Raw genomic sequence first — 19,618 nt, 5'->3', positions numbered from 1 at the left:
CATAGCCGCACGGAGGCTTGCTGTCTTTCAGAGTTACTCGGCGTACCAGGGGGCCGTCTCCGGCTCCTCCTCCACGGCGTCTTTCAAGTCCAGAGTGACCTCCAGGACCTGGCCGTCCCGCCAGAGGGTCATGCCCAGACTGTCGCCCACGTAGAAGCGGCGGCGCACCCGCAGCAGGTCCTGGCTGGTGGTCAGGGTATCACCGTCGGCGGTGAGGAGGAAGTCGCCCTTCCGGATGCCCGCCAGGTCGCCCGCGCCGCCCGGTGTCACGGAATCCACCCGCAGGCCCCGGACGCCCTCCGCCGCCTCCTCGGCCAGTGACATGACCGTCACCCCAAGCAGGGGCTCCGGCTGGATCTCGCCGTAGGCCAGCAGGTCGTTGACGATGCGCTGCATGGATGCGGTGGGGATGGCAAAGCCCAGGCCCTCCACATTGGAGTAGCGGGAGGTCATTTTGATGACGTTGATGCCCACCACCTGACCGTATTCATTGATGAGGGGGCCGCCGGAGTTGCCGGAGTTCAGGGCGGCGTTGGTCTGGATCAGGGTCATGGTGCGGTTGTCTACCCACACATCCCGGTTGATGGCGGACACGATGCCGTCCGTCAGGGTGCCACGCAGCTCCACGCCCAGGGGGTTGCCGATGGCGTACACCTTGTCCCCCACCGTCAGCAGGTCCGAATCCCCGAACTCCGCGGTGGGCAGGTCCATGCCGTCGATCTTCAGCACCGCCAGGTCATTGGCGGCGTCGCCGCCCACATAGCGGGCCTCGAACATCCCGCCGGTGTCCAGGCTGATATAGCACTCGGAGCCGCCCTCCAGCACGTGGTAGTTGGTGACGATATAGCCATCCTCTGAGAAGATCACGCCGGTGCCCACCGACATGGACTCGCCCAGGTTAGCCATGACGGTCACCACAGACGGATTCACCTGTTGATAGACCTGCTGGGCCGTCAGCACGGTCCCGTGGTCCCGGGTCAGGCGGAGCTGACCACCTTGCCCCGCGGGAACGGTGGGGATGGTAATGTCTCCGGCGGGCTCGGTCTCCCACTTCTCCCCGGGGTCCCATTCAAAATAGTTCTGGGCGGGCGGAGCAAACCGGTCCACCAGGAACCGCCCGGCCACGGCCAGCAGTACGATGACCGCCAGGCAGGCCAGAAAGATCCACAGACCCTTCCGGCTCTTCCGCTTTGCCGAAGGCTCCGGCCCGGGCGATTCTATTCCGGGCAGGGGGCGGCTGTAAACCTCCACCACTTCCCGGGGCTCCGGCTGCCGGTAGACCTCCACGATCTCGCGGGTATCACGTTCTTCCATGTGTCCTCATTCCGTACTCAGGGAGAACGTAAAGGTAGTGACGCCGTTCTCGCTGGTCACATTGATTTTTTCATGATGCTGTTCCAGAATGGTCTTGACGATGTAAAGGCCCAGGCCCACACCGTCCTTGTCCTCGCTGCGGGATTTGTCGCTCTTGTGGAACCGCTCGAACAGCAGGGGCAGTTCCTCGGCGGGGATGGTGTCACCCAGGTTCCGCACGGTGACCCGGGCCTTGCCGTCCAGGGTGGTGACGCCCAGATACAGGGTAGACCCCTCCCGGGCGAACTTGGCCGCGTTTTCCAGCAGGTTGTAAATGACCTGGGTGATCATGTCGGTGTCTCCCAGGACCAGGATAGGCTCCTCCGGGATATCGGCATCCACGTCCAGATGGCGGTCGTTGATCTTCTTCTCCATGGAGATCAGCACCCGGCGCATGCTCTCGCACACGTCGAAGTGGTTGCCGCCCCGCAGGGGGTCCATGGCCTGCAGCTGGCTGACATCCAGCATCCGCCGCACCATGCGGCTGAGGCGGCGGCTCTCATTGGAGATGATCTGCAGGTACTGCCGCTCGTTCTCCGGCGGGATGGTGCCGTCCAGGATGCCGTCGGTATAGCCGGCGATGGTGGTCATGGGAGTCTTCAGCTCATGGGAGATGTTGGCGATGAACTCCCGCCGCTGGCGCTCCGTCTGCTGGAGGCTCTCCGCCATGTTGTTGAAGGAGGCCGCCAGCTCGCCGATCTCGTCCTCCCGGCCATAGTCGTTCATGCGGATGTCAAAGTTGCCCTCGGCATACTGCCGGGTGGCGGCGGCCATCTCCCGGATGGGCTGGATCTGCCGCATGGTGGTGACCGAAGACGCCATGAAGGAGATCATCAGCACCACGAAGGCCGTCATAAAGAACAGACCGATAAAACCCTGCCACATGTTGTCCAGAGACGTGGTGGCGGCCACGGCGAAGACCTCACCCACCGCCGCTCCGCTGACGGGACTGACGGCGGGGACGCCCACGATGAACCGCTTCTTCTCATACAGCCCCCCCAGGTCATCCCGCCGGGCGGCCTGGCCGTCCTCCAGAACCTCCCGGGTCATCTCCTCCGGCATGGTCAGCACCTGGCCCTCCAACTGGCCGTCGGTGGTCAGCAGCACATGGCCGTCGGTGTCGCAGATCAGGAACTGCACATCGGACACGGTGGCAGCGAAGGTGGCCAGCTTCTGGAAGTCCCGGTCGTTGCGCAGCTCCTCCATGTCCAGATACCGGCCGCTCTCCAGGTAGCTGACGGACAGGCGGCTCAGGATCCTTGCCCGGCCGCCGATCTCCTCGCTCGTCTGGTTTCGGGCGTAGTTATAGCTCAGGGAGAAGAAGGATGCGCCCAACAGGAACAGCGTCAGGGCCACCATGCCCACCGTCACCAGCATGTGCCGCCAATAGAGACCCTTGAACTGGTTTTTCAGGCGCTTCATGCTTCTGCCTTCTCCGTCTTGGCGCCGGCCACCTCAAATTTGTAGCCCACGCCCCAGACCGTTTTCAGCGCCCACTGGTCGCTGACATTCTCCACCTTTTCCCGCAGGCGCTTGATGTGCACGTCCACGGTGCGGCTGTCGCCGAAGTAGTCGAAGCCCCACACCTCGTCCAGCAGCTGGTTGCGGGTATAGACCCGGTTGGGGGTGGCCGCCAGGTGATACAGCAGCTCCAGCTCCTTGGGGGGCGTGTCCACCTTCTTGCCGTCCACGATCAGCTCGTAGGAGTCCAGGTCGATGACCAGCTTGTCGAAGGTCAGCCGCTTGCTGGTATCATTGGGGATCTCCGTCCGCCGCAGCACCGCGTTGATGCGGGCGATCAGTTCCTTCATCTCGAAGGGCTTGACGATGTAGTCGTCGGCGCCCATTTCCAGACCCTGGATGCGGTCAAAGACCTCGCTCTTGGCGGTCAGCATGATAATGGGCACCTTGCTGGTCTCCCGGATCTTGGCGCAGACGGCCCAGCCGTCCATAACGGGCAGCATGATATCCAGCAGGATCAGGTCCGGGATCTCCTTCTGAAACTCCTCGATGGCCTTCCCGCCGTCCCTGGCGATGCGCACATCGAAGCCCTCCTTTACCAGATACATCTGGATCAGGTCGGAGATGTTCCGATCGTCCTCCACCACCAGAATATTACGTCCCATGACGCTCCCTCCCAGTTTCACAGATTTCTGATTCCATTATACCCCGGTATTTTCCCGGGTGTTGAATATTCTGTAAAGATTAAGTGGTTTCCGTCCAGGCCAGGCACCGGCCGTCGCCGCTCTCCGTGTCCGCCAGGAAGTACCGCAGGCCCAGGGCGTCCGCCCGGTCCGCCGCCCATACGGTCACATCGTCCCCACGATAGGACAGCACCCGCCGCAGCAGGCTGTCAGCGTTGGAGGCGCTGCGCAGGTCATACCCGGAGCGGTCCAGGTCCGGCTCCAGGCAGCGGTAGCCCGCCTCCCCCAGCCGCTGGAAGGTCTGCTCGTCGCCGTTCTCCACCCGGACCAGCCGGGTCCTGCCGCAGGTGGCCCGCTCCAGAGCCCGGTTCCCCGCCTCCAGCTGCTCCTCCACGGTCCGGGTCTCGTCCCCGGCGTCCGCCAGGATGGCGATGGTCTGGCCCGTGGCCGTCATGCGCCGCAGCAGGTCCCCCTGCTGCTCCAGAAATTCCGGCGTGCAGAAAAAGGCCGCCTGGGCGCCGTAGCGGTCCAGGGTATCCAGCAGGGCAGATGTATTCGCCCCCGCCGTCATGCAGAGGTAAATGCGCTTGCCCTCGATGTCCACGCCGGCGGGGGTCTGGGATGATCCGGGCGTGGAGGCGCCCTGCTGCTCCTTCTCCTTGTCTTTCAGATAGGCCTCATAGCGGTTGGTGATGACGGAGGATGCCGCGTCCATGAAATACTTGTCCGTCAAAATGTTGCCCGGCCGCCGGATCCAGGCCAGGTCGCCCTGGATCAGCTCCCCGTTCACCCGGCTGTTGACCTTGTTGACGCTGTACTGCAGATCAAAGAAGCGGGCCACCAGAGACACGGGCACATAGACCTCGCCGTTGCGGTAGATCGCCCCGGGGTGGTACACATTGCCGTCCACATCGTGGGCGTAGGTCTTCTCCCACTCAAACCACAGGGACTTGGCCCGGCTGCCGCTGTACAGCACCACCAGCTTGTCCTTGTCATTGCGGCTGCGGCCGATGTCCAGCGCATCCCGGGCGATGCCGGTGAAGATGGAGCTGGCGATGTACAGGTAGCCCCCGTGCCAGAAGGGCATGGTGGCGTCGGACAGGGGCAGCACGTTTTCGCCCGCCGCCACAAAATACACGTAACCGGCCGCCTGGGCCCTGGGCGGCGCCGCCAGCTGGAACACCAGCAGCGCACAGCACAGCAGCGCGGTGAGCTTCTTTTTCATGGCGGAGCCTCCCTTCCTTGTTTCTGAACACTTTATTTTATCACAGGGACGCGGCGGTTGTAAAGCGTCAGCCGGGGAGATAGCTGTCCACGGTGACGCCGGTGTAGTAGTGGGTCAGGATCTCCCGGTAGTCCGCGCCGTCGGCGGCCATTTTGTCGGCGCCGTACTGGCTCATCCCCACGCCGTGGCCGTAGCCGGTGACATAGAACACCAGCTTGCCGTCCCGCGCCTCCCAGTCAAAGCAGGCGGACCGGAGGCCCAGGGCCGACCGCACCCGGGCGCCCTTTACGGTGACGCCCCCCACCTCCACCGTCTCCACACTGCCGGCACTGTCGGTGACGGCGTTTTGCAGCCAGCCGCTGATGGGGCCGGACAGGTCCGCCTCCGGGAAGGCGGCAAGGAGCTTCTCTTTACACTCCGCCGCCGTGAATTCCACGCGGCTATAATAGTTGGGGATGCGGTCCGTCTCCTCCGGAGACTCCACCGCCTGCAGGTAGGGCAGGTCGTTCAGCCAGACCTCTCCGGCAGCCCGGGTCAGGCCCGCCGATGAGGAGTGGAACACCGCCAGGATGGGTACGCCGCCGTACAGGATGGCCTGTCCGTCGGTCTCCTTGACCGCGGTCTCCACCTTGGCCTCATAATCGTCGGCGTCACCGCCCCAGTTGGCCCGGGCCCGTTCCTCGCTGATATACGCCTGGCAGCAGGTGGAGTCCGTGCAGATGTCCGCCTGCTCCCCGTGGTTCCCGCCGCTCTGGATTTTATGGAGGGTGTAGGTCCGGGCGGCCACCGCCTGGGCTTTCAGGGCCTCCTGATGGAAAGAGGCGGGCATCTCCGCCCGCACCACGCCCACCAGGTACGTCCCCAGGTCCATCTCCACCACGGTGTCCCCGTCCAGGACCTTCAATGTGGTCCGGGCGTCCAGTTCTCCGCTGACGAAGGGCGCGCCCTCCGTCTCGTCCACCGGGGGCTCCCGGTCAAACAGCTCCGCCCGGAAGGGGACGATCACCGCCAGGGGCAGTAAAAACAACGCCGCCAGCAGCAGGCCTGAGACGGCCATGCTCTGCCGGACCGGATGATTTCGCTTCATAGAATTTCCTCGCTTTCGTTCCGCAGCCTGTCCCTCCATCCTATGCGCCCCGCCGTGAGAACATGAGACGCGGCATGGACAAACCACCGCAAACGTGATATAGTGAATCCGGATTTTCAAGATTTCAGTCCGAAAGGATGCTATTCAAATGAAAAAGCAATCGTTTCTCCCCCTGCTGGCCCTGGTGGGGGGCATGGCAGCTTTCGTGCTGCGGCTGCTGCAGAACCGCACCGGCTTTGAGGCCGCCACCGGCCTGCCGGTCTCCGGCAATGTGCCCGGTCTGGCGCTGATTGCCCTGCTGGCGGTGCTGGCCCTTGCGTTCCTGCTGCTAGTCCGCCGCCTGCCCGGGGAGACCGACCCCGGTCCCGCTTTCCCGGCGGAATTCGCCGCAGGAAATTCTGGGCAGGTGTTCCTTCCGGTGGCCGGCGCCCTGCTGATGCTGCTGTCCGGCCTGGCAGACCTGGCCGAGGGCCTGGGGGGCGTCAATCTGCTGGCGCGGCTTCAGGCCGCCGCCGATCCCTACGGCGCCGTGGCCATGGAATCCGTCTCCGGTTTCGCGCCCAAGGCTCAGCTGCTGCTGGGCCTGCTGGGTCTGGTATCCGGCGCGGCGGTGTTTCTGGCAGCCGCCGCCTGCCGCAGAGGGACCCGGGAGTCTGAGAGCAGTTTTCAGGGCACCCTCCTGCTGGTTCCCCCGGTGGCTCTGGTGGTGCGGCTGGTGCTGACCTACCGCCTGGACTCCATCGACCCCGCCCTGGAGGCATATTATGTCGAGCTGCTGGCCCTGGTGTTCCTGACCCTGGGCTTCTACCGGCTGTCCTCCTTCGCTTTCCAGTCCGGACGGACCCGGCGGTTCGCCCTGTACGCCTGCGCGGCCGTGGTCCTGTGTATCGCCGCTTTGGCAGACGGCGGTCCCCACCTCTCCTCCCTGCTGCTGTACGCCGGCGGTGCGGCGGCCCTGCTGGGCTTTCTGCTGCTGCGGCTGGCCCATGTCCCCGGGGACTGCGAGGTCCATGATAGCACAGGGGATGCCTGAAAACCACCTGTTTTTCCACAGGGTCCGACACCGCAAGAAATGCATGTAGAGCGTGACCACTGGGCACGCCGCAGACACCGAAGGCTGGCGAGACAGCGTGCCGGGGGCATCGCGCCCTGCGAGTCCCGAACAACAGACAACGAAACAGGAAAGACTTCCAAAAGAACAGCCAAAGGGCCAACCTCTCGGTTGGCCCTTTGGCTATTTTTTGGAAGATTGGATGAAAAGAAGTTTTGTCTCTTGCAATTCTTACAATACAGGAGAGTTGTTAACCAAAACAGTCTCAATTGTTACAAAAGTTTTAAATCCCAGAAATTTTTTATGTCAACGTTCCCTGTCCCGCCGGAGTTCGGCAAAAAAATCCGCCAGCACTGTCCGGCACTCGTCTGCCAGGATGCCCCCCACCAGGGCGGGCCGGTTGGGAAATGCCTCCATAAACAGGTTCGTCACCCCGCCGCAGGCCCCCATGGCTTCATCCCGGGCGCCGTACCACACCCGGCGGATGCGGGCGTTGAGGATGGCCCCGGCGCACATGGGGCAGGGCTCCAGGGTCACATATAACTCGCAGTCGTCCAGCCGCCAGGTGCCAAGGTTCTCGTTGGCCCGGGCAATGGCCTCCATCTCCGCGTGGGAGGCGGTGGACTGCTTTTCCTCCCGGCGGTTGCGGCCCCGGCCCACCACCTGTCCCTCCCGGACGATGACGCAGCCCACGGGGACCTCTCCCGCGGCGGCGGCCTCCCGGGCCAGCGCCAGGGCCTCCATCATATACCGTTCCTGCTCCGTCTGCATGAGATCCCCTCCCTGCCGTATGAAATCTGGCATATTTGTCCAAACTCTCCATACACCTGTAAGGTAGGAGGGACATTGCCATGAGTGCTTCTTTTTCCAAAAAACGCCGCCCCGACCCGGAGCTGCTGGCTCTGCGGGCCGAATTACAGGAGGCTCAGGACCAGCTGGCCCTGGCCTACCGCCGGTTCAACCAGGCGGTGGACCCGGAGCTGGTGGAGTCCTGCGTCTATCAGATCAGCGCCGACAAGGCCCGGTGCAACTATCTGCTCCGCGCCATCAAGGCCCGCTGCCCGGAAGATGGGCAGAGCGGCCCCTGTGAAAGTGAGGGCAATACCGTATGGACCTGAATCAGAAGATCATCGCGGCCCTGCTGGTGGGCTTTTTCATCATCGCCCTGATCCGGGTGTTCCGCACGCCCCTGCGGGTGGCATTGAAGCTGCTGCTGAACACCCTGCTGGGGTTTCTGGCCCTGTGGGTAGTGAACCTGACAGCTGCCTGGACCGGCATCGCCCTGGGGCTGAACCTGCTGAACGCCCTGGTCATCGGCATCCTGGGCCTGCCGGGCTTCGTGCTGCTGCTGTTGGTGCAGTGGGTGCTGTAATTACATAAGCGCGGAGGGAGGGATTCCCTCCGTTTTTTCTGCCCCGTTCCGAGCAATCCGCGCAAATCTCAAAAATGAATGCGAGAATTTGCGAGATAACAAGAGATATTCAAAGAAAACAAGAGCTTTTTCCGTGCTAAATAAAAATCATGTTGACAGGGTTTGTCCGCCGTGGTATAAATAGTCTTGCTCCGATTTTAACCCGGAGCTCTTGATTTGTAAAGCAAATGCAAAATATATGTAACGGAGGAAACACCATGTCCACTTTTATGGCAAACAAGGCCAACATTGAGCGCAAGTGGTACATCCTGGACGCTGCCGGTAAGCCCCTGGGCAAGACCGCTGTCCGGGCTGCTGACCTGCTGCGCGGCAAGGGCAAAGTCACCTACACTCCCCACGCCGACTGCGGCGACAACGTCATCATCATCAATGCCGCCAAGGCTGTCCTGACCGGCAAGAAGGGCGACCAGAAGTTCTATCGCCATCACTCCGGCTGGGTCGGCGGTCTGAAGGAGACTCCCTACCGCATCCTGATGCAGGAGAAGCCCGAGCTGGCCATGAAGGTCGCCGTCAAGGGTATGATGCCCAACAACGTCATCACCAAGGATTCTCTGAAGCGCCTGCACATCTATGCCGATGCCAACTATGAGCAGCAGGCTCAGAAGCCCGTCGTTCTGGAGTAAGGAGGAGTAAGAGCATGTATCAGTCTAAGAAGCCTTATCTGTATGGCACCGGCCGCCGGAAGTCCTCCGTGGCCCGCGTCCATCTGTTCCCCAACGGCACCGGCTCCATCACCATCAACGGCCGTGACATCGACGATTACTTCGGTCTGGACACCCTGAAGATGGTGGTCCGTCAGCCCCTGGATGCCACCGGCAACACCGGCAAGATGGACATCGTTGCCACCGTCACCGGCGGCGGCGTCTCCGGCCAGGCCGGCGCCCTGCGCCACGGCATCGCCCGCGCCCTGCTGCTGGCCAGCGAGGACAACCGTCCCATCCTGAAGAAGGCCGGTTTCCTGACCCGCGATCCTCGTATGAAGGAGCGCAAGAAGTACGGCCTGAAAGCCGCCCGTCGTGCTCCCCAGTTCTCCAAGCGCTGATTTTATCTCTGCACCATCAAGAACGCCGCCCATCCGGGCGGCGTTCTTTTTTCATAGCTGATGCGGGCTGCTTCCATCCTGCCGTCAGGCGAAAGCGAAACCGCCGCGGAGAATACTGCTGCCTTCCCCCGGCCGGAAGCGGCTTTCTCTTTGACTCTGGCTGTCTCTGTGGCTGTGGCTTTTCCTTTGGCTCTTTCTATATCTGTTTCTTTTTGAAAAGAATATCTATTTATTTTCTTTTTTATTCCTGTCTATATAGCTGTGTCTGTGTCTGTTCCTGTATCTGTCCCTATTCCTATACCTGTTTCTATGTCTATATCTATATCCGTAAAATCTTGCAGGATTTTGAAGAAATTGCACAGAAACGTGCAACACGGACATGGCAACGCGCCATGTCCGTGTTTTGGTATCTGTATATTCGCTTATGCCACGACCCGGCCCTTGAACACGATGGCCCGGAGGGACAGGTCCTCCTTGTTCAGCAGGACGAAGCTGGCCTCCTTGCCGGTGTCCAGGGTGCCTGCCCGGTCATCAATGCCGATGGACTGGGCGGGGTTGTAGGTGCAGGCCCGCACCGCGTCCGCCAGGGGGATGCCGAACTTCACCGCCTGCCGCAGGCAGCCCATCAGGCTGGTAACGGAGCCCGCCAGCGTCTCGGGATGGCCCACGATGGTGGCCCGGTTGCCGTGGACCTCGATCTCCTGGCCGCCGAAGGGATACTGGCCGTCGGGCATACCCGTGGCCCGCAGGGAGTCGGAGATCAGGATGACCCGCTCCTTGCCGAACAGCTGGAAGGTCAGACGGATCATGGCACCGTGGATGTGGACGCCGTCGCAGATCAGCTCCGCCTGGACGCCGGGGGTATCAAAGGCGGCGCCGATGACGCCGGGTGCCCGGTGATGGATGGGCGGCATACCGTTATAGAGGTGGGTGGCGTGGGTGGCGCCGGCCTCAAAGGCCGCCTTGGCGGTGTCGTAATCCGCCACGGTGTGACCCACGGACACCGTGATGCCCATGTCCGTGGCGGCCCGGATAAAGTCCATGGCGCCGGGCTGCTCGGGGGCCACCGTCACCAGCTTCACGCAGCCTTTGGCCGCCTTCTGCAGGCGCTCCAGCATGGGGACGTCAGGATCGTGGAGGAAATCGCCGTTCTGGGCGCCCTTTTTGGCAGTGGAGAGGAAGGGCCCCTCCAGGTGGGCGCCCACCACCTCCGCGCCGCCGGCGTTCTTCGCACGGTGGGCAGCAACATTTTCGCAGATGGCCGTCAACTGGTCCTCCGGCAGGGTCATACCGGCGGGGCAGATGTAGGTGACGCCCTGGCTCAGTTCAAAGTCCGCGATGCGCTGCAGACCCTCCGGGGTGGCGTCGCTGAAATCCTCCCCCACGCAGCCGTGGAAATGCACATCCACCAGGCCGGGGATCACATAGCAGCCGGACGCATCCAGGACCTGTTCATCGCCGCTGGCGGCGGTGAGCAGGGTGCCGTCGGTGCAGACATCCCGGGAGACAAAACCCTGTTCCAGGTCAAAGACCTGGCCGCCTGTCACTCGCATACGGGCACCCCCGCAGCTACCAGCTTGCTGAGAGCCGCCTTGTCGCCCACCAGCACCACGTCGTTGTGGAGCTGCAGGATGGAGGCCGGGCAGAAGGGCGTGATGGGGCCGCAGAAGGCCTTGTACACCGCGTCTGCCTTGTCGGCGCCGCTGGCGATCAGCAGCACCCGGCGGGCCGCCATGATGCAGCCGATGCCCATGGTCAGGGCCTGGCGGGGCACATCATCGGCGGAGGCGAAGAAGCGGGCGTTGGCCTCGATGGTGCTCTCGGTCAGGTCCACCACATGGGTCTCCTTCACATAGTTATCGCAGGGCTCGTTGAAGCCGATGTGTCCGTTGTGGCCCAGGCCCAGCAGCTGCAGGTCGGCGTAGCCCAGGGAGCGCACCAGCTCGTCATACCGGGCGCACTCGGCGTCGGGGTCGGCGGCCAGGCCGTCGGGCACGTGGGTCTTTGCCACGTCGATGTCGATGTGGTCGAAGAAGTTGGTCTGCATGAAGTAGCGGTAGCTCTGGTCATGGGTGGGAGCCAGGCCCTTGTACTCGTCCAGGTTGACGGTCTGGACTTCCCTGAAGCTGAAGTCGCCCCGCTGATTCCAGGCAGCCAGCTGCTTGTAGGTGCCGATGGGGGTGGAGCCGGTGGCCAGACCCAGCACACAGGCGGGATTGCGGATGACCTCCGCGGAAATGAGGTTGGCGGCCCGGCGGCTCATGGCCTCGTAGTCCGCCTCCTGATAAATTCTGATCATATGAAATCTCCTCCTCAGTGATGATGCGCCCGGATCACTTCATCTCAGGCAGGCTGGCAGCGGCCATGGACTGGCCCACCCGGCGGAACTTCTCGTCCGGCAGGGTCAGCTTGAAGCCGGCGGCAGCCTCGGGATACTCGTCGTTCAGCACCTTCTGGCAGGTCTCCAGCAGCAGATCGCCGCCCTTGCCGCTCATGACGCGGCCCAGCAGCAGCACATAGCGGAAGCCGTACTTCTCGTAGTAGTAAGCCAGGGTGTGGCCCAGGTAGCAGCCGATGGACTCGTAGACCCTGGCGGCCCGCTGGTCGCCCTCTTCCATCAGCTTCTGGGTGACCTTCAGCTTCTCGGCGGGAGAGGCGCTCTCGTCCAGCTCGATGCCCGCCCGGGGCGCCAGTTTGTTCACGCCGTCCTGGCAGAAGTACTTGACGCCGCAGCCGATATCACCGGACCACTCGTCCAGCATGGCGTCAGGGTTGGCGTCCACGGGGACAAAAGCCAGCTCGTTGAGCCAACCGGTGATCTGGCCATTCTCATCCACATAGCCCACGGCCTCGCTGGTGCCCATGGCGATGCCCATGACGTTGTTGTCGTTCAGGCTCATGGTACCGGCCAGGGCGGACACGTCGCCGTCGTTGGCCACGGCGTAGGGCACGTCGCCGAAGGTATCGGTGATGGCGCGGATGAAGATGTCCTTCACCTTCTCCTCGTACAGGTCCTTGGGGACCTTCAGGAAGAGGGAGGCCTTCATGGTGCGGTTGTTGATATAGATGCCGGCGGAGGAGACGCCCACGGCGTCCACCCGGGGCATGTGGGCGGCAGCGGCCTTCAGGGCGGAGACGATGCCCTCGTAGTGATACTCCGGGTCGGGATTGATCTTGGGCAGCCAGACCACCTCCTCGGAGAAGACGGTCTCGCCGTCGATGACAGCGGAGACCTTACGGTCGGAGCCGCCGGCGTCGAAGCCGATGCGGCAGCCCTCCAGGTGGCCGCCCATGGGGACGGGCTTGTCCAGCGTCTCGGGGATGTCTTCGGTATAGACCACCTCAAAGGGGTGCTCAAAGACGTCGGCCATGAACTCCCAGTCGAAGGCCCGGGCTCCGCCCGCGCAGTACACACCGCGCAGGTACTCATAGATGTCCTTGTCGTTCACATAGACCTTGTAGCCGCCCTTCATCCACAGTTCGGTCTTCACCAGACGGTCGATGTAATAGCGGTCGGCGTCAGCCATGTCCGGGGTGCCGTGAAGAAAGGTGTGGGTCGTGGCGATCTGGCCGTCTGCCCGCTCCACGGCGATAGAGACCGGCTTTTTCGCGTCCTGCAGAAACGCGCGGTTGAATTTCAGCATGGGGATGAACTCCGGGTCCAGCACAGGCTTGTTCTTCACGTCCACAGAGATTCCAAATCGTTCCATATCTGACCTCCCAAAAAATAATAGTCTTGGTTGTTGACAGGTTTTATCGTCCGGCCCGCTGCCGCAGCAGCTGGCAGACTTCCATCAGCCGGGGGCAGGCGTATTCCAGAAAGTGCTTGTACGCCTCACAGAAATAGTTCTTTCCGGTGCTGTCCGCTGTCACGGGCTCCCGGTTCCTGCGGCAGCCGTTGCGGCACAGGGGCAGCCAGCGGCAGGCTTTGCAGTCCTCCGGCAGCCGCCGGGACCACTCCACGAAGCCGGAGGCCCGGCGGACCTCCTCCATCGTCTCGAAGGAGTCCTCCAGAATATTGCCCAGCCGCCACCGGTCCAATGCGTAAAAATCGCAGGGATAGACGCTGCCGTCGGCCTCGATGACCCACTGGGGGGCGCAGACGCCCCGCAGATTGCAGCTCTCCGGAGCCTGTCCGGTCAGCAGCATCATCAGGTTTTCAAAATAGCGGTTGTAGACGTAGCGGCCTGCCTTCATGTCCTGATACCAGGCGTCGAACACGCTCTTCAAAAAGGCCTCGTACCGCTCCGGCGTCAGGGAGTACTCATGTCCGCCCTGCACCTCACCGATGGGGTCCAGACATTCGATATACTGCTGATACCGGAAGCCCTGCTTTTTGAAGAAGCTGTACACCTGCTGGCCCCGGCGGGCGTTGGCGGCGGAGACCACCGTCAGGATGTTGAAGTCCACGCCGTGTTTTTCCAGCAGGCGGATGGCAGCCATGACGCGGTTGAAGGTCCCCTTCCCCTCCCGGTCCATCCGGTAGCGGTCGTGGAGCTCCTTGGGCCCGTCCAGGGAGATGCCCACTAAGACATGGTTCTCCGCCAGCCACCGGGCCCAGTCCTCGTCCAGGGCATAGCCGTTGGTCTGGACAGCGTAATGGACCCGGACACCCTTGGGATTGGGGTGACGGCTCACGTACTCCGACAGGTCCCGGAAAAAGTCCAGTCCCGCCAGGGTGGGCTCGCCGCCCTGGAAGGCGAAGGTGCAATCACCGTCGGCGTAATCCAGAGCCTTGTCCACGATGGTGTGCATGGTCTCCCGGGTCATGCGGCCCAGCAGGGCCACAGCGCGGTTTTCCGTTTCATCGGCGTAAAAGCAGTAACGGCACCGCATGTTGCAGCTGCCGGAGACCGGTTTGATCAGCAGGCTCAGGGGGGGCATGACAAAACTCCTGTCCGGCGGCGTCTTCCCATTCCCGGGGCCGCCTGTTGGCTATACTGACATTTTACACACTTTTTCGCAAAACGGCAATGGCTTTTTGCGATCCTTTCAAAATCACCCAATATCCCGTGACTTTTCTCCGGCAGCCCGGTATAATGGATGCAGAAGCACACTTTCATACATACACTCAGGAGGTTCTGCCATGCAGTTTACACTTTCCCATCACGGTCTGCGGGCCACTGTGGACAGCCATGGCGGCGAGCTGGTCTCCCTGCGGGACGCCGCCGGCACCGAATACATCTGGAACGGGGACCCGGCCTACTGGCCCGGGCGGAACCCGCTGCTGTTCCCCATTGTGGGCAATCTGAAGGACGGGCAGGTCCTGTTCCACGGACAGCCCTATGAGATGTCCCGCCACGGCTTTGCCCGGGATCTGGACTTTTCCCCGGTGGAGCAGGATGACCGCCATGTGGTTCTGGAGCTGCGGGAGTGCCCGGAGACCCTGGTCCGCTACCCCTTCCCCTTCTCCCTCCGGGTCTGCCACACCCTGACGGAGGACGGCTTTTCCACCGCCTTCCGGGTGGAGAACACCGGCAGCGCCCCCATGCCCTTCTGCATCGGCGCCCATACCGCCTTCCGCTGCCCCCTCCACGCGGGCGAGCGCTTTGAGGATTACCAGATCGTCTTTGACCGGCCGGAGCAGGCAGATACCATCCTGCTGACTCCGGAGGGCCTGGTGCGCCATGACGGGCGGGAACCCCTGCTGCACGGCACGGACCGCTTCCCCCTGGACCGCGCCGTCTTCGACCGGCTGGACACCATCATTCTGGAAAACCTGCGGTCCACCGGCGTCAGCCTCCTCCACCGGGAGACCGGCCACGGCGTCCGTCTGGATTTCGCCGGCTTTCCCATGGTGGCCTTCTGGACCAAGAGCGGCTGCGAGGCTCCCTTCGTCTGCCTGGAGCCCTGGCACGGATGCGCCGCCGTGGACAATGAGGATGGTGAATTTTTCCACAAGTCCCACTGCATCACCCTGGTTCCCGGGGAAATCCGGGATTTGTGTTACAGGATTGCGCTTATGTAAACGTTTAGCCAAAAAGAGACCGAACTTTTTGACGAAACCATTCGCAAGTTTGACAATTTCTTCAAAAGGTAGTAGTATAATAGCAGAATCTTTGTGCTATTTTGGCCAATATGCCTGGGTAGCAGGAAAGGAACTAACAGTATGGCGAAACGCAAAAATGTTCTGCTGATCCTGTCCGACCAGCAGCGCATGGACACCATCAGCGCCTATGGGCTGAACCCCATCTGCAAAACGCCCCATATCGACCAGCTGGCGGCGGAAGGCATGAAATTCACCAATGCCTACACCCCCTCCGCCATCTGCGCGCCGGCACGGGCCAGCGTGATGACGGGCCTCTATCCCCATAAGCACGGCGTGGTGGACAATTTCACCTGTATCAAAGAGGGCACACCCCTGCTGGGCGACTGCATGCACGACGCGGGCTACTACTGCGGCTACGCCGGCAAGTGGCATGTCACCCCGGACAAGACCCCCGAGGAATGCGGCTTTGACGACGGCAAGCCCTTCATGGGCTACGGCTTCCCCGGCAGCCGGGTGTTCAAGAGCCTGATCTTCGACCAGCCCCCTGACAATGAGCCCAACTACTACGAGGAGTATCTCAAGGAAAACGGCTTTGACAACGTGGACGTATCCCACGGCTTCCTGGGGGACAACCCCGCCCTCCAGATCCAGGAGATGTTCTGCAAGCATGAGGGCCCGGTGGAGAGCACCATCGAATACTTTGTGGCCCACGAGACCAACCGGCTCATTGACAAGGCCAAGGAGGAGGACAAGCCCTTCTTCATCTGGGCCAACTTCTGGGGCCCCCACAGCCCCAGCATCGTGCCGGAGCCTTACTACTCCATGTACAACCCGGAGGACATCCCGGAGCATCCCAGCTACTGCGATGACATGCTGGACAAGCCCTACGGCTACTACCTCAGCGAGAAGATGTGGGGCCTGGGGAACTACGGCTGGAAGGGCTTCCAGGAGATCGCAGCCCGGTACTACGGCCACTGCACCATGATCGACGACATGGTGGGCATGATTGTGGACAAGCTGAAGGCCGAGGGTCTCTACGACGACACCATTATCATTTACAGCGCCGACCACGGCGACTGCCTGGGCGCCCACAAGCTCATTGAAAAGGGCGCCTTCACCTTCGATGAAATTTACCACATCCCCATGGTGGTCAAGGGTGCCGGCACAGAGGACAACGACAGCTTCGTCTACCTCCACGAGATGATGCCCACCATCCTGGACGTGGCGGGCGTGAAGCCTCCCCAGCCGGTGGACGGCGAGAGCGTCCTGCCCCTGATGATGGGCGAAAAGGCCAGCAACGGCCGCTCGGAGGTCTACGGCGAGTTCCACAGCCACTTCTATGTGGGCCGCCAGCGGATGGTCCGGGACCACGACTACCAGCTGACCTTCAACGAGAGCGAGCGGGGCGAGCTGTACGACCTGAAAAAGGACCCCTATCAGCTCCACAATGTGTGTTACGATCCGGCCTATGCCGACGTGAAAAAGAAATACCTGGACATCATGTCCAAGTATATGAAGGAGCTGAAGGACCCCGCGGGCACCTGGTTCCACCGGATCAAGGAATTCTATTAAACGGGAGAGAGGAATATGGACAACAAAAAGAAAAGCAAACTCCAAATACCGCCCTGGGGATGGCTGATCATCTCCTTCCTGGTGGCTATGCTGCTGTGGTTCTTCCTGTCCGTCAATGAAAAGACGGCCCGCAGCTTCCCCTTCCTGCCCGCCATCATCCAGGCGCTGGGCACCGTCATTTCCAGAGGCATCCTGGCGGAGGACTTCATCAGCAGTATGATCTCCGTGCTGGCCGGCTTCGCTCTGGGCTTTGTGACGGCGGTCCCCGTGGCCTTCCTGATGGCCTGGTACCTGCCGGTGCGGAACATCCTGGAGCCCTGGATTCAGTTCATCCGCAACATTCCCCCTCTGGCCTACGTGCCTCTGGTGGTCATTGCCGTGGGCGTTGGCCGCAAGCCCCAGATCATCGTCATCTGGCTGGCCACCTTCCTGATCATGACCGTCACCATCTATCAGGGCGTGCGCAACGTGGATGAGACGCTGCTGAAGGCCGCCCGGGTGCTGGGCGCCAAGGACAAGGACCTGTTCATCAAGGTCGTGTTCCCCGCCACCACCCCCTTCATCCTCACCGCGGTCCGTCTGGGCGTCTCCGTGGCACTGACCACCCTGATCGCCGCCGAGTCCACCGGCGCCTCCGCCGGTATGGGCATGCGAATCCGCTCTTTCAGCAACAGCTTTGAAGTGGCTCCCATGCTGCTGTACATCATTCTGATCGGCATCATCGGCATCACCTCTGAAAAAATCATCAAAACATTAGAAAGGAAGCTGACGGGATGGCAGGAGAAGAGAGAAATCTGAAGGTCAAAATCGACCATGTGGAAAAGATCTACGACGGCCGTCAGGGCAAAATGGTCGCTCTCAACGGCGTGGATCTGGATATCTATGAAAACGAATTTATCTGTGTCGTCGGCCCCTCCGGCTGCGGCAAGTCCACCCTGCTGAACATCATCGCCGGCCTGCTGGAGCCCACCTCCGGCGCCGTGTATGTGGACGGCAAGAAGGTGGAGGGCACCGGCACCGAGCGCGGCGTGGTGTTCCAGCAGTACGCTCTGTTCCCCTGGCTCACCGTGCTGAAGAACGTCATGTTCGGCCTGAAGCTGAAGGGCATGCCCGACGATCAGGCCAAAGAGATCGCCATGAAGTATATCAGGATGGTGGACCTGGAGGGCTTCGTGGACGCCTATCCCAAGGAGCTGTCCGGCGGCATGAAGCAGCGCGTGGCCATCGCCCGCGCCTACGCCGTGCAGCCCGAGGTGCTGCTGATGGACGAGCCCTTCGGCGCTCTGGATGCCCAGACCCGCACCCAGCTGCAGGCGGAGCTCACCAAAACCTGGCAGGAGGAGAAGAAGACCTGCTTCTTCATCACTCACGACGTGGAGGAGGCCATCATCCTGGCCACCAAGGTCATCGTCATGAGCGCCCGTCCCGGCCGCATCAAGACCATCATCGACATCAACCTGCCCTATCCCCGCACCCAGGACCTGAAGATGCAGAAGGAGTTCCTGGACCTGAAGGCCCAGATCTGGGGCGAGGTCTATCAGGAATACCTGGAGGTCCGCAAATAAGTTGAACCACTTCGGGCTGTGCCCGGTGGAAAATAAACATTTTTTGGAGGTATAAGATGAAGAACAAGTTCATTTCCCTGCTGCTGGCGCTCGTGATGGTGCTGTCCCTGGCCGCCTGCGGTGCCAAGGAAGAACCCGCTTCCGCTGAGACCAAGGAGCCCGAGCAGACCGAGCAGCCGGCAGATAACACCCCCGCCGAGCCCGCTGAGGAGCCCATTACCCTGAACATCGCCTACATGCCCAACTACGGCAGCCTGTGGTCCGTGACCACCGCCATCAACAAGGGCTATTTCGAGGAAGCCGGCATCACCGTCAACCTGATGGAATTCGCTGACGGCCCGACCATCATCGCCGCCATGGAATCCGGCTCCATCGACATGGGCTATATCGGCCAGGGCGCCCACAAGCTGTGCATCAACGGCAAGGCCAAGATCTTCGCCCTGTCCCACATCTCCAACGGCGACGCCGTCATCGGCGGTCCCGACGTCAAGACCCTGGAAGACCTGAAGGGCAAGACCGTGGCTTATTCCTCCGGTACCTCCAGCGAGGACATCCTGAAGAACGGCCTGGAGAAGGCCGGCCTGTCCATGGATGACATCAAGGCCATGGATATGGACGCCTCCAACATCGTCACCGCCATGCTGTCCGGCGGCGTGGACGCCTGCGCCACCTGGTCCCCCAACAGCCTGAAGATCATGGAAGAGCTGGGCGACAAGGGCACTCTGCTGTGCGACAACATGACCTTCTCCGACACCACCGTCTCCCTGGCCAGCTGGATCGTGACTCCCAAGTATGCCGAGAACAACGCCGACAAGATCCTGCGTTTCACCAAGGCTCTGTACAAGGGCATGGATTACGCTGCTGACGGCAACTATGAGGAAGTCGCCCAGTATGTGGCTGACCAGACCAAGACCGACTATGATGCCGTTTATGCCGAGCGCGGTGTTGCCGACTGGTTCACCGGCAAGGAAGTGGCCGCCGGTGCCGCTGATGGCTCCATTGAGGGCTACTACAAGGTCCAGCAGGACAACTTCATCGCGGCCGGCGCCGTGGAGAAGGAAGTCCCCGTTGCCGATTATGTCATGTTCGACAACATGATCGAGGCCGGCAAGTAATCAGCTTCTCCCATCACAGCACAAACCGGGGATGGCACAGCCA

20 protein-coding genes are annotated in these 19,618 nt (G+C 61.9%); 10 read left to right on the top strand and 10 right to left on the bottom strand.

Annotated elements, in window-relative coordinates; genetic code table 11:
- Nucleotides 1–33: 33 nt before the first annotated feature.
- The 5 genes from JQM66_RS00975 to spoIID all read right to left on the bottom strand — a co-directional run bounded on the left by JQM66_RS00975 (nt 34) and on the right by spoIID (nt 5,809).
- Nucleotides 34–1,314 (bottom strand): S1C family serine protease, encoded by a 1,281-nt coding sequence (locus JQM66_RS00975; RefSeq protein ID WP_235227951.1) that lies wholly within the window; start codon nt 1,312–1,314, stop codon nt 34–36.
- A 6-nt stretch (nt 1,315–1,320) separates the two neighbouring features.
- Complete coding sequence (locus JQM66_RS00970; RefSeq protein WP_235227950.1) at nt 1,321–2,775, bottom strand: sensor histidine kinase; 1,455 nt, start codon at nt 2,773–2,775, stop codon at nt 1,321–1,323.
- Nucleotides 2,772–3,479, bottom strand: coding sequence for a response regulator transcription factor (locus JQM66_RS00965; protein WP_235227949.1), 708 nt, complete (start codon nt 3,477–3,479; stop codon nt 2,772–2,774). Before JQM66_RS00965 ends, JQM66_RS00970 begins: the two co-directional genes overlap by 4 nt.
- Before the next feature lie 79 nt (nt 3,480–3,558).
- The gene (locus JQM66_RS00960; protein WP_235227948.1) at nt 3,559–4,722 is read right to left on the bottom strand and encodes a polysaccharide deacetylase family protein; all 1,164 of its coding nucleotides are present in this window, start codon (nt 4,720–4,722) and stop codon (nt 3,559–3,561) included.
- Nucleotides 4,723–4,789: 67 nt separating this feature from the next.
- Nucleotides 4,790–5,809, bottom strand: a complete 1,020-nt coding sequence (spoIID, locus tag JQM66_RS00955; RefSeq protein ID WP_235227947.1) for a stage II sporulation protein D — start codon at nt 5,807–5,809, stop codon at nt 4,790–4,792.
- 148 nt (nt 5,810–5,957) lie between these two features.
- Here spoIID and JQM66_RS00950 point away from each other — a divergent pair, with 148 nt between their 5' ends.
- Entirely contained in the window at nt 5,958–6,842 is an 885-nt protein-coding gene (locus JQM66_RS00950; RefSeq protein WP_235227946.1) for a hypothetical protein, read from the top strand.
- A 324-nt stretch (nt 6,843–7,166) separates the two neighbouring features.
- Here JQM66_RS00950 and JQM66_RS00945 read toward each other — a convergent pair whose 3' ends face one another.
- Nucleotides 7,167–7,631, bottom strand: a complete 465-nt coding sequence (locus JQM66_RS00945; RefSeq protein WP_235227945.1) for a nucleoside deaminase — start codon at nt 7,629–7,631, stop codon at nt 7,167–7,169.
- A gap of 80 nt (nt 7,632–7,711) precedes the next feature.
- On the opposite strand from JQM66_RS00945, the gene JQM66_RS00940 reads away from it, so the two are divergent.
- The 4 genes from JQM66_RS00940 (at nt 7,712) to rpsI (ending at nt 9,334) form a co-directional block, all read left to right on the top strand.
- Nucleotides 7,712–7,978, top strand: a complete 267-nt coding sequence (locus tag JQM66_RS00940) for a DUF2508 family protein (RefSeq protein ID WP_235227944.1) — start codon at nt 7,712–7,714, stop codon at nt 7,976–7,978.
- Nucleotides 7,969–8,232, top strand: coding sequence for a pro-sigmaK processing inhibitor BofA family protein (locus JQM66_RS00935; RefSeq protein WP_235227943.1), 264 nt, complete (start codon nt 7,969–7,971; stop codon nt 8,230–8,232). Before JQM66_RS00940 ends, JQM66_RS00935 begins: the two co-directional genes overlap by 10 nt.
- A gap of 257 nt (nt 8,233–8,489) precedes the next feature.
- Complete coding sequence (gene rplM, locus JQM66_RS00930) at nt 8,490–8,915, top strand: 50S ribosomal protein L13 (RefSeq protein WP_235227942.1); 426 nt, start codon at nt 8,490–8,492, stop codon at nt 8,913–8,915.
- 14 nt (nt 8,916–8,929) lie between these two features.
- On the top strand, nt 8,930–9,334 hold the full coding sequence (rpsI, locus tag JQM66_RS00925; protein ID WP_235227941.1) for a 30S ribosomal protein S9: 405 nt from the start codon (nt 8,930–8,932) through the stop codon (nt 9,332–9,334).
- 422 nt (nt 9,335–9,756) lie between these two features.
- Here rpsI and nagA read toward each other — a convergent pair whose 3' ends face one another.
- From nagA to JQM66_RS00905, 4 genes are read right to left on the bottom strand one after another with little or no spacing between them, the layout of a single operon-like run.
- Nucleotides 9,757–10,887 carry an N-acetylglucosamine-6-phosphate deacetylase gene (gene nagA, locus JQM66_RS00920; RefSeq protein ID WP_235227940.1) on the bottom strand — a complete coding sequence of 377 codons (1,131 nt, stop codon included), beginning with the start codon at nt 10,885–10,887 and terminating at the stop codon, nt 9,757–9,759.
- Nucleotides 10,878–11,630 (bottom strand): glucosamine-6-phosphate deaminase, encoded by a 753-nt coding sequence (gene nagB, locus JQM66_RS00915; RefSeq protein WP_235228061.1) that lies wholly within the window; start codon nt 11,628–11,630, stop codon nt 10,878–10,880. Before nagB ends, nagA begins: the two co-directional genes overlap by 10 nt.
- Before the next feature lie 37 nt (nt 11,631–11,667).
- Nucleotides 11,668–13,044, bottom strand: a complete 1,377-nt coding sequence (locus JQM66_RS00910; RefSeq protein ID WP_235227939.1) for an ROK family protein — start codon at nt 13,042–13,044, stop codon at nt 11,668–11,670.
- Between the two features lie 43 nt (nt 13,045–13,087).
- Nucleotides 13,088–14,218, bottom strand: coding sequence for an anaerobic sulfatase maturase (locus tag JQM66_RS00905; RefSeq protein ID WP_235227938.1), 1,131 nt, complete (start codon nt 14,216–14,218; stop codon nt 13,088–13,090).
- Nucleotides 14,219–14,420: 202 nt separating this feature from the next.
- Here JQM66_RS00905 and JQM66_RS00900 point away from each other — a divergent pair, with 202 nt between their 5' ends.
- The 5 genes from JQM66_RS00900 (at nt 14,421) to JQM66_RS00880 (ending at nt 19,575) form a co-directional block, all read left to right on the top strand.
- Entirely contained in the window at nt 14,421–15,302 is an 882-nt protein-coding gene (locus tag JQM66_RS00900; RefSeq protein ID WP_235227937.1) for an aldose 1-epimerase family protein, read from the top strand.
- 141 nt (nt 15,303–15,443) lie between these two features.
- The gene (locus JQM66_RS00895) at nt 15,444–16,895 is read left to right on the top strand and encodes a sulfatase-like hydrolase/transferase (RefSeq protein WP_235227936.1); all 1,452 of its coding nucleotides are present in this window, start codon (nt 15,444–15,446) and stop codon (nt 16,893–16,895) included.
- Between the two features lie 15 nt (nt 16,896–16,910).
- The gene (locus JQM66_RS00890) at nt 16,911–17,693 is read left to right on the top strand and encodes an ABC transporter permease (protein ID WP_235227935.1); all 783 of its coding nucleotides are present in this window, start codon (nt 16,911–16,913) and stop codon (nt 17,691–17,693) included.
- Nucleotides 17,669–18,460, top strand: coding sequence for an ABC transporter ATP-binding protein (locus JQM66_RS00885; protein ID WP_235227934.1), 792 nt, complete (start codon nt 17,669–17,671; stop codon nt 18,458–18,460). Before JQM66_RS00890 ends, JQM66_RS00885 begins: the two co-directional genes overlap by 25 nt.
- A 56-nt stretch (nt 18,461–18,516) precedes the next feature.
- Complete coding sequence (locus JQM66_RS00880; protein ID WP_235227933.1) at nt 18,517–19,575, top strand: ABC transporter substrate-binding protein; 1,059 nt, start codon at nt 18,517–18,519, stop codon at nt 19,573–19,575.
- Nucleotides 19,576–19,618 lie beyond the last annotated feature (43 nt).

Origin of the sequence: Oscillibacter valericigenes, assembly GCF_021531915.1 — a bacterium.
Taxonomy (GTDB): domain Bacteria; phylum Bacillota; class Clostridia; order Oscillospirales; family Oscillospiraceae; genus Oscillibacter; species Oscillibacter valericigenes_A.
The sequence above is the reverse complement of the archived record's forward strand: the minus strand, read 5'-3'. Positions and strand labels throughout refer to the sequence as shown.

Coding starts and splice junctions, on each gene's coding strand:
- JQM66_RS00975 (WP_235227951.1), bottom strand. CDS start 1,314: ATGGAAGAACGTGATACCCGCGAGATCGTGGAGGTCTACCGGCAGCCG.
- JQM66_RS00970 (WP_235227950.1), bottom strand. CDS start 2,775: ATGAAGCGCCTGAAAAACCAGTTCAAGGGTCTCTATTGGCGGCACATG.
- JQM66_RS00965 (WP_235227949.1), bottom strand. CDS start 3,479: ATGGGACGTAATATTCTGGTGGTGGAGGACGATCGGAACATCTCCGAC.
- JQM66_RS00960 (WP_235227948.1), bottom strand. CDS start 4,722: ATGAAAAAGAAGCTCACCGCGCTGCTGTGCTGTGCGCTGCTGGTGTTC.
- spoIID (WP_235227947.1), bottom strand. CDS start 5,809: ATGAAGCGAAATCATCCGGTCCGGCAGAGCATGGCCGTCTCAGGCCTG.
- JQM66_RS00950 (WP_235227946.1), top strand. CDS start 5,958: ATGAAAAAGCAATCGTTTCTCCCCCTGCTGGCCCTGGTGGGGGGCATG.
- JQM66_RS00945 (WP_235227945.1), bottom strand. CDS start 7,631: ATGCAGACGGAGCAGGAACGGTATATGATGGAGGCCCTGGCGCTGGCC.
- JQM66_RS00940 (WP_235227944.1), top strand. CDS start 7,712: ATGAGTGCTTCTTTTTCCAAAAAACGCCGCCCCGACCCGGAGCTGCTG.
- JQM66_RS00935 (WP_235227943.1), top strand. CDS start 7,969: ATGGACCTGAATCAGAAGATCATCGCGGCCCTGCTGGTGGGCTTTTTC.
- rplM (WP_235227942.1), top strand. CDS start 8,490: ATGTCCACTTTTATGGCAAACAAGGCCAACATTGAGCGCAAGTGGTAC.
- rpsI (WP_235227941.1), top strand. CDS start 8,930: ATGTATCAGTCTAAGAAGCCTTATCTGTATGGCACCGGCCGCCGGAAG.
- nagA (WP_235227940.1), bottom strand. CDS start 10,887: ATGCGAGTGACAGGCGGCCAGGTCTTTGACCTGGAACAGGGTTTTGTC.
- JQM66_RS00910 (WP_235227939.1), bottom strand. CDS start 13,044: ATGGAACGATTTGGAATCTCTGTGGACGTGAAGAACAAGCCTGTGCTG.
- JQM66_RS00905 (WP_235227938.1), bottom strand. CDS start 14,218: ATGCCCCCCCTGAGCCTGCTGATCAAACCGGTCTCCGGCAGCTGCAAC.
- JQM66_RS00900 (WP_235227937.1), top strand. CDS start 14,421: ATGCAGTTTACACTTTCCCATCACGGTCTGCGGGCCACTGTGGACAGC.
- JQM66_RS00895 (WP_235227936.1), top strand. CDS start 15,444: ATGGCGAAACGCAAAAATGTTCTGCTGATCCTGTCCGACCAGCAGCGC.
- JQM66_RS00890 (WP_235227935.1), top strand. CDS start 16,911: ATGGACAACAAAAAGAAAAGCAAACTCCAAATACCGCCCTGGGGATGG.
- JQM66_RS00885 (WP_235227934.1), top strand. CDS start 17,669: ATGGCAGGAGAAGAGAGAAATCTGAAGGTCAAAATCGACCATGTGGAA.
- JQM66_RS00880 (WP_235227933.1), top strand. CDS start 18,517: ATGAAGAACAAGTTCATTTCCCTGCTGCTGGCGCTCGTGATGGTGCTG.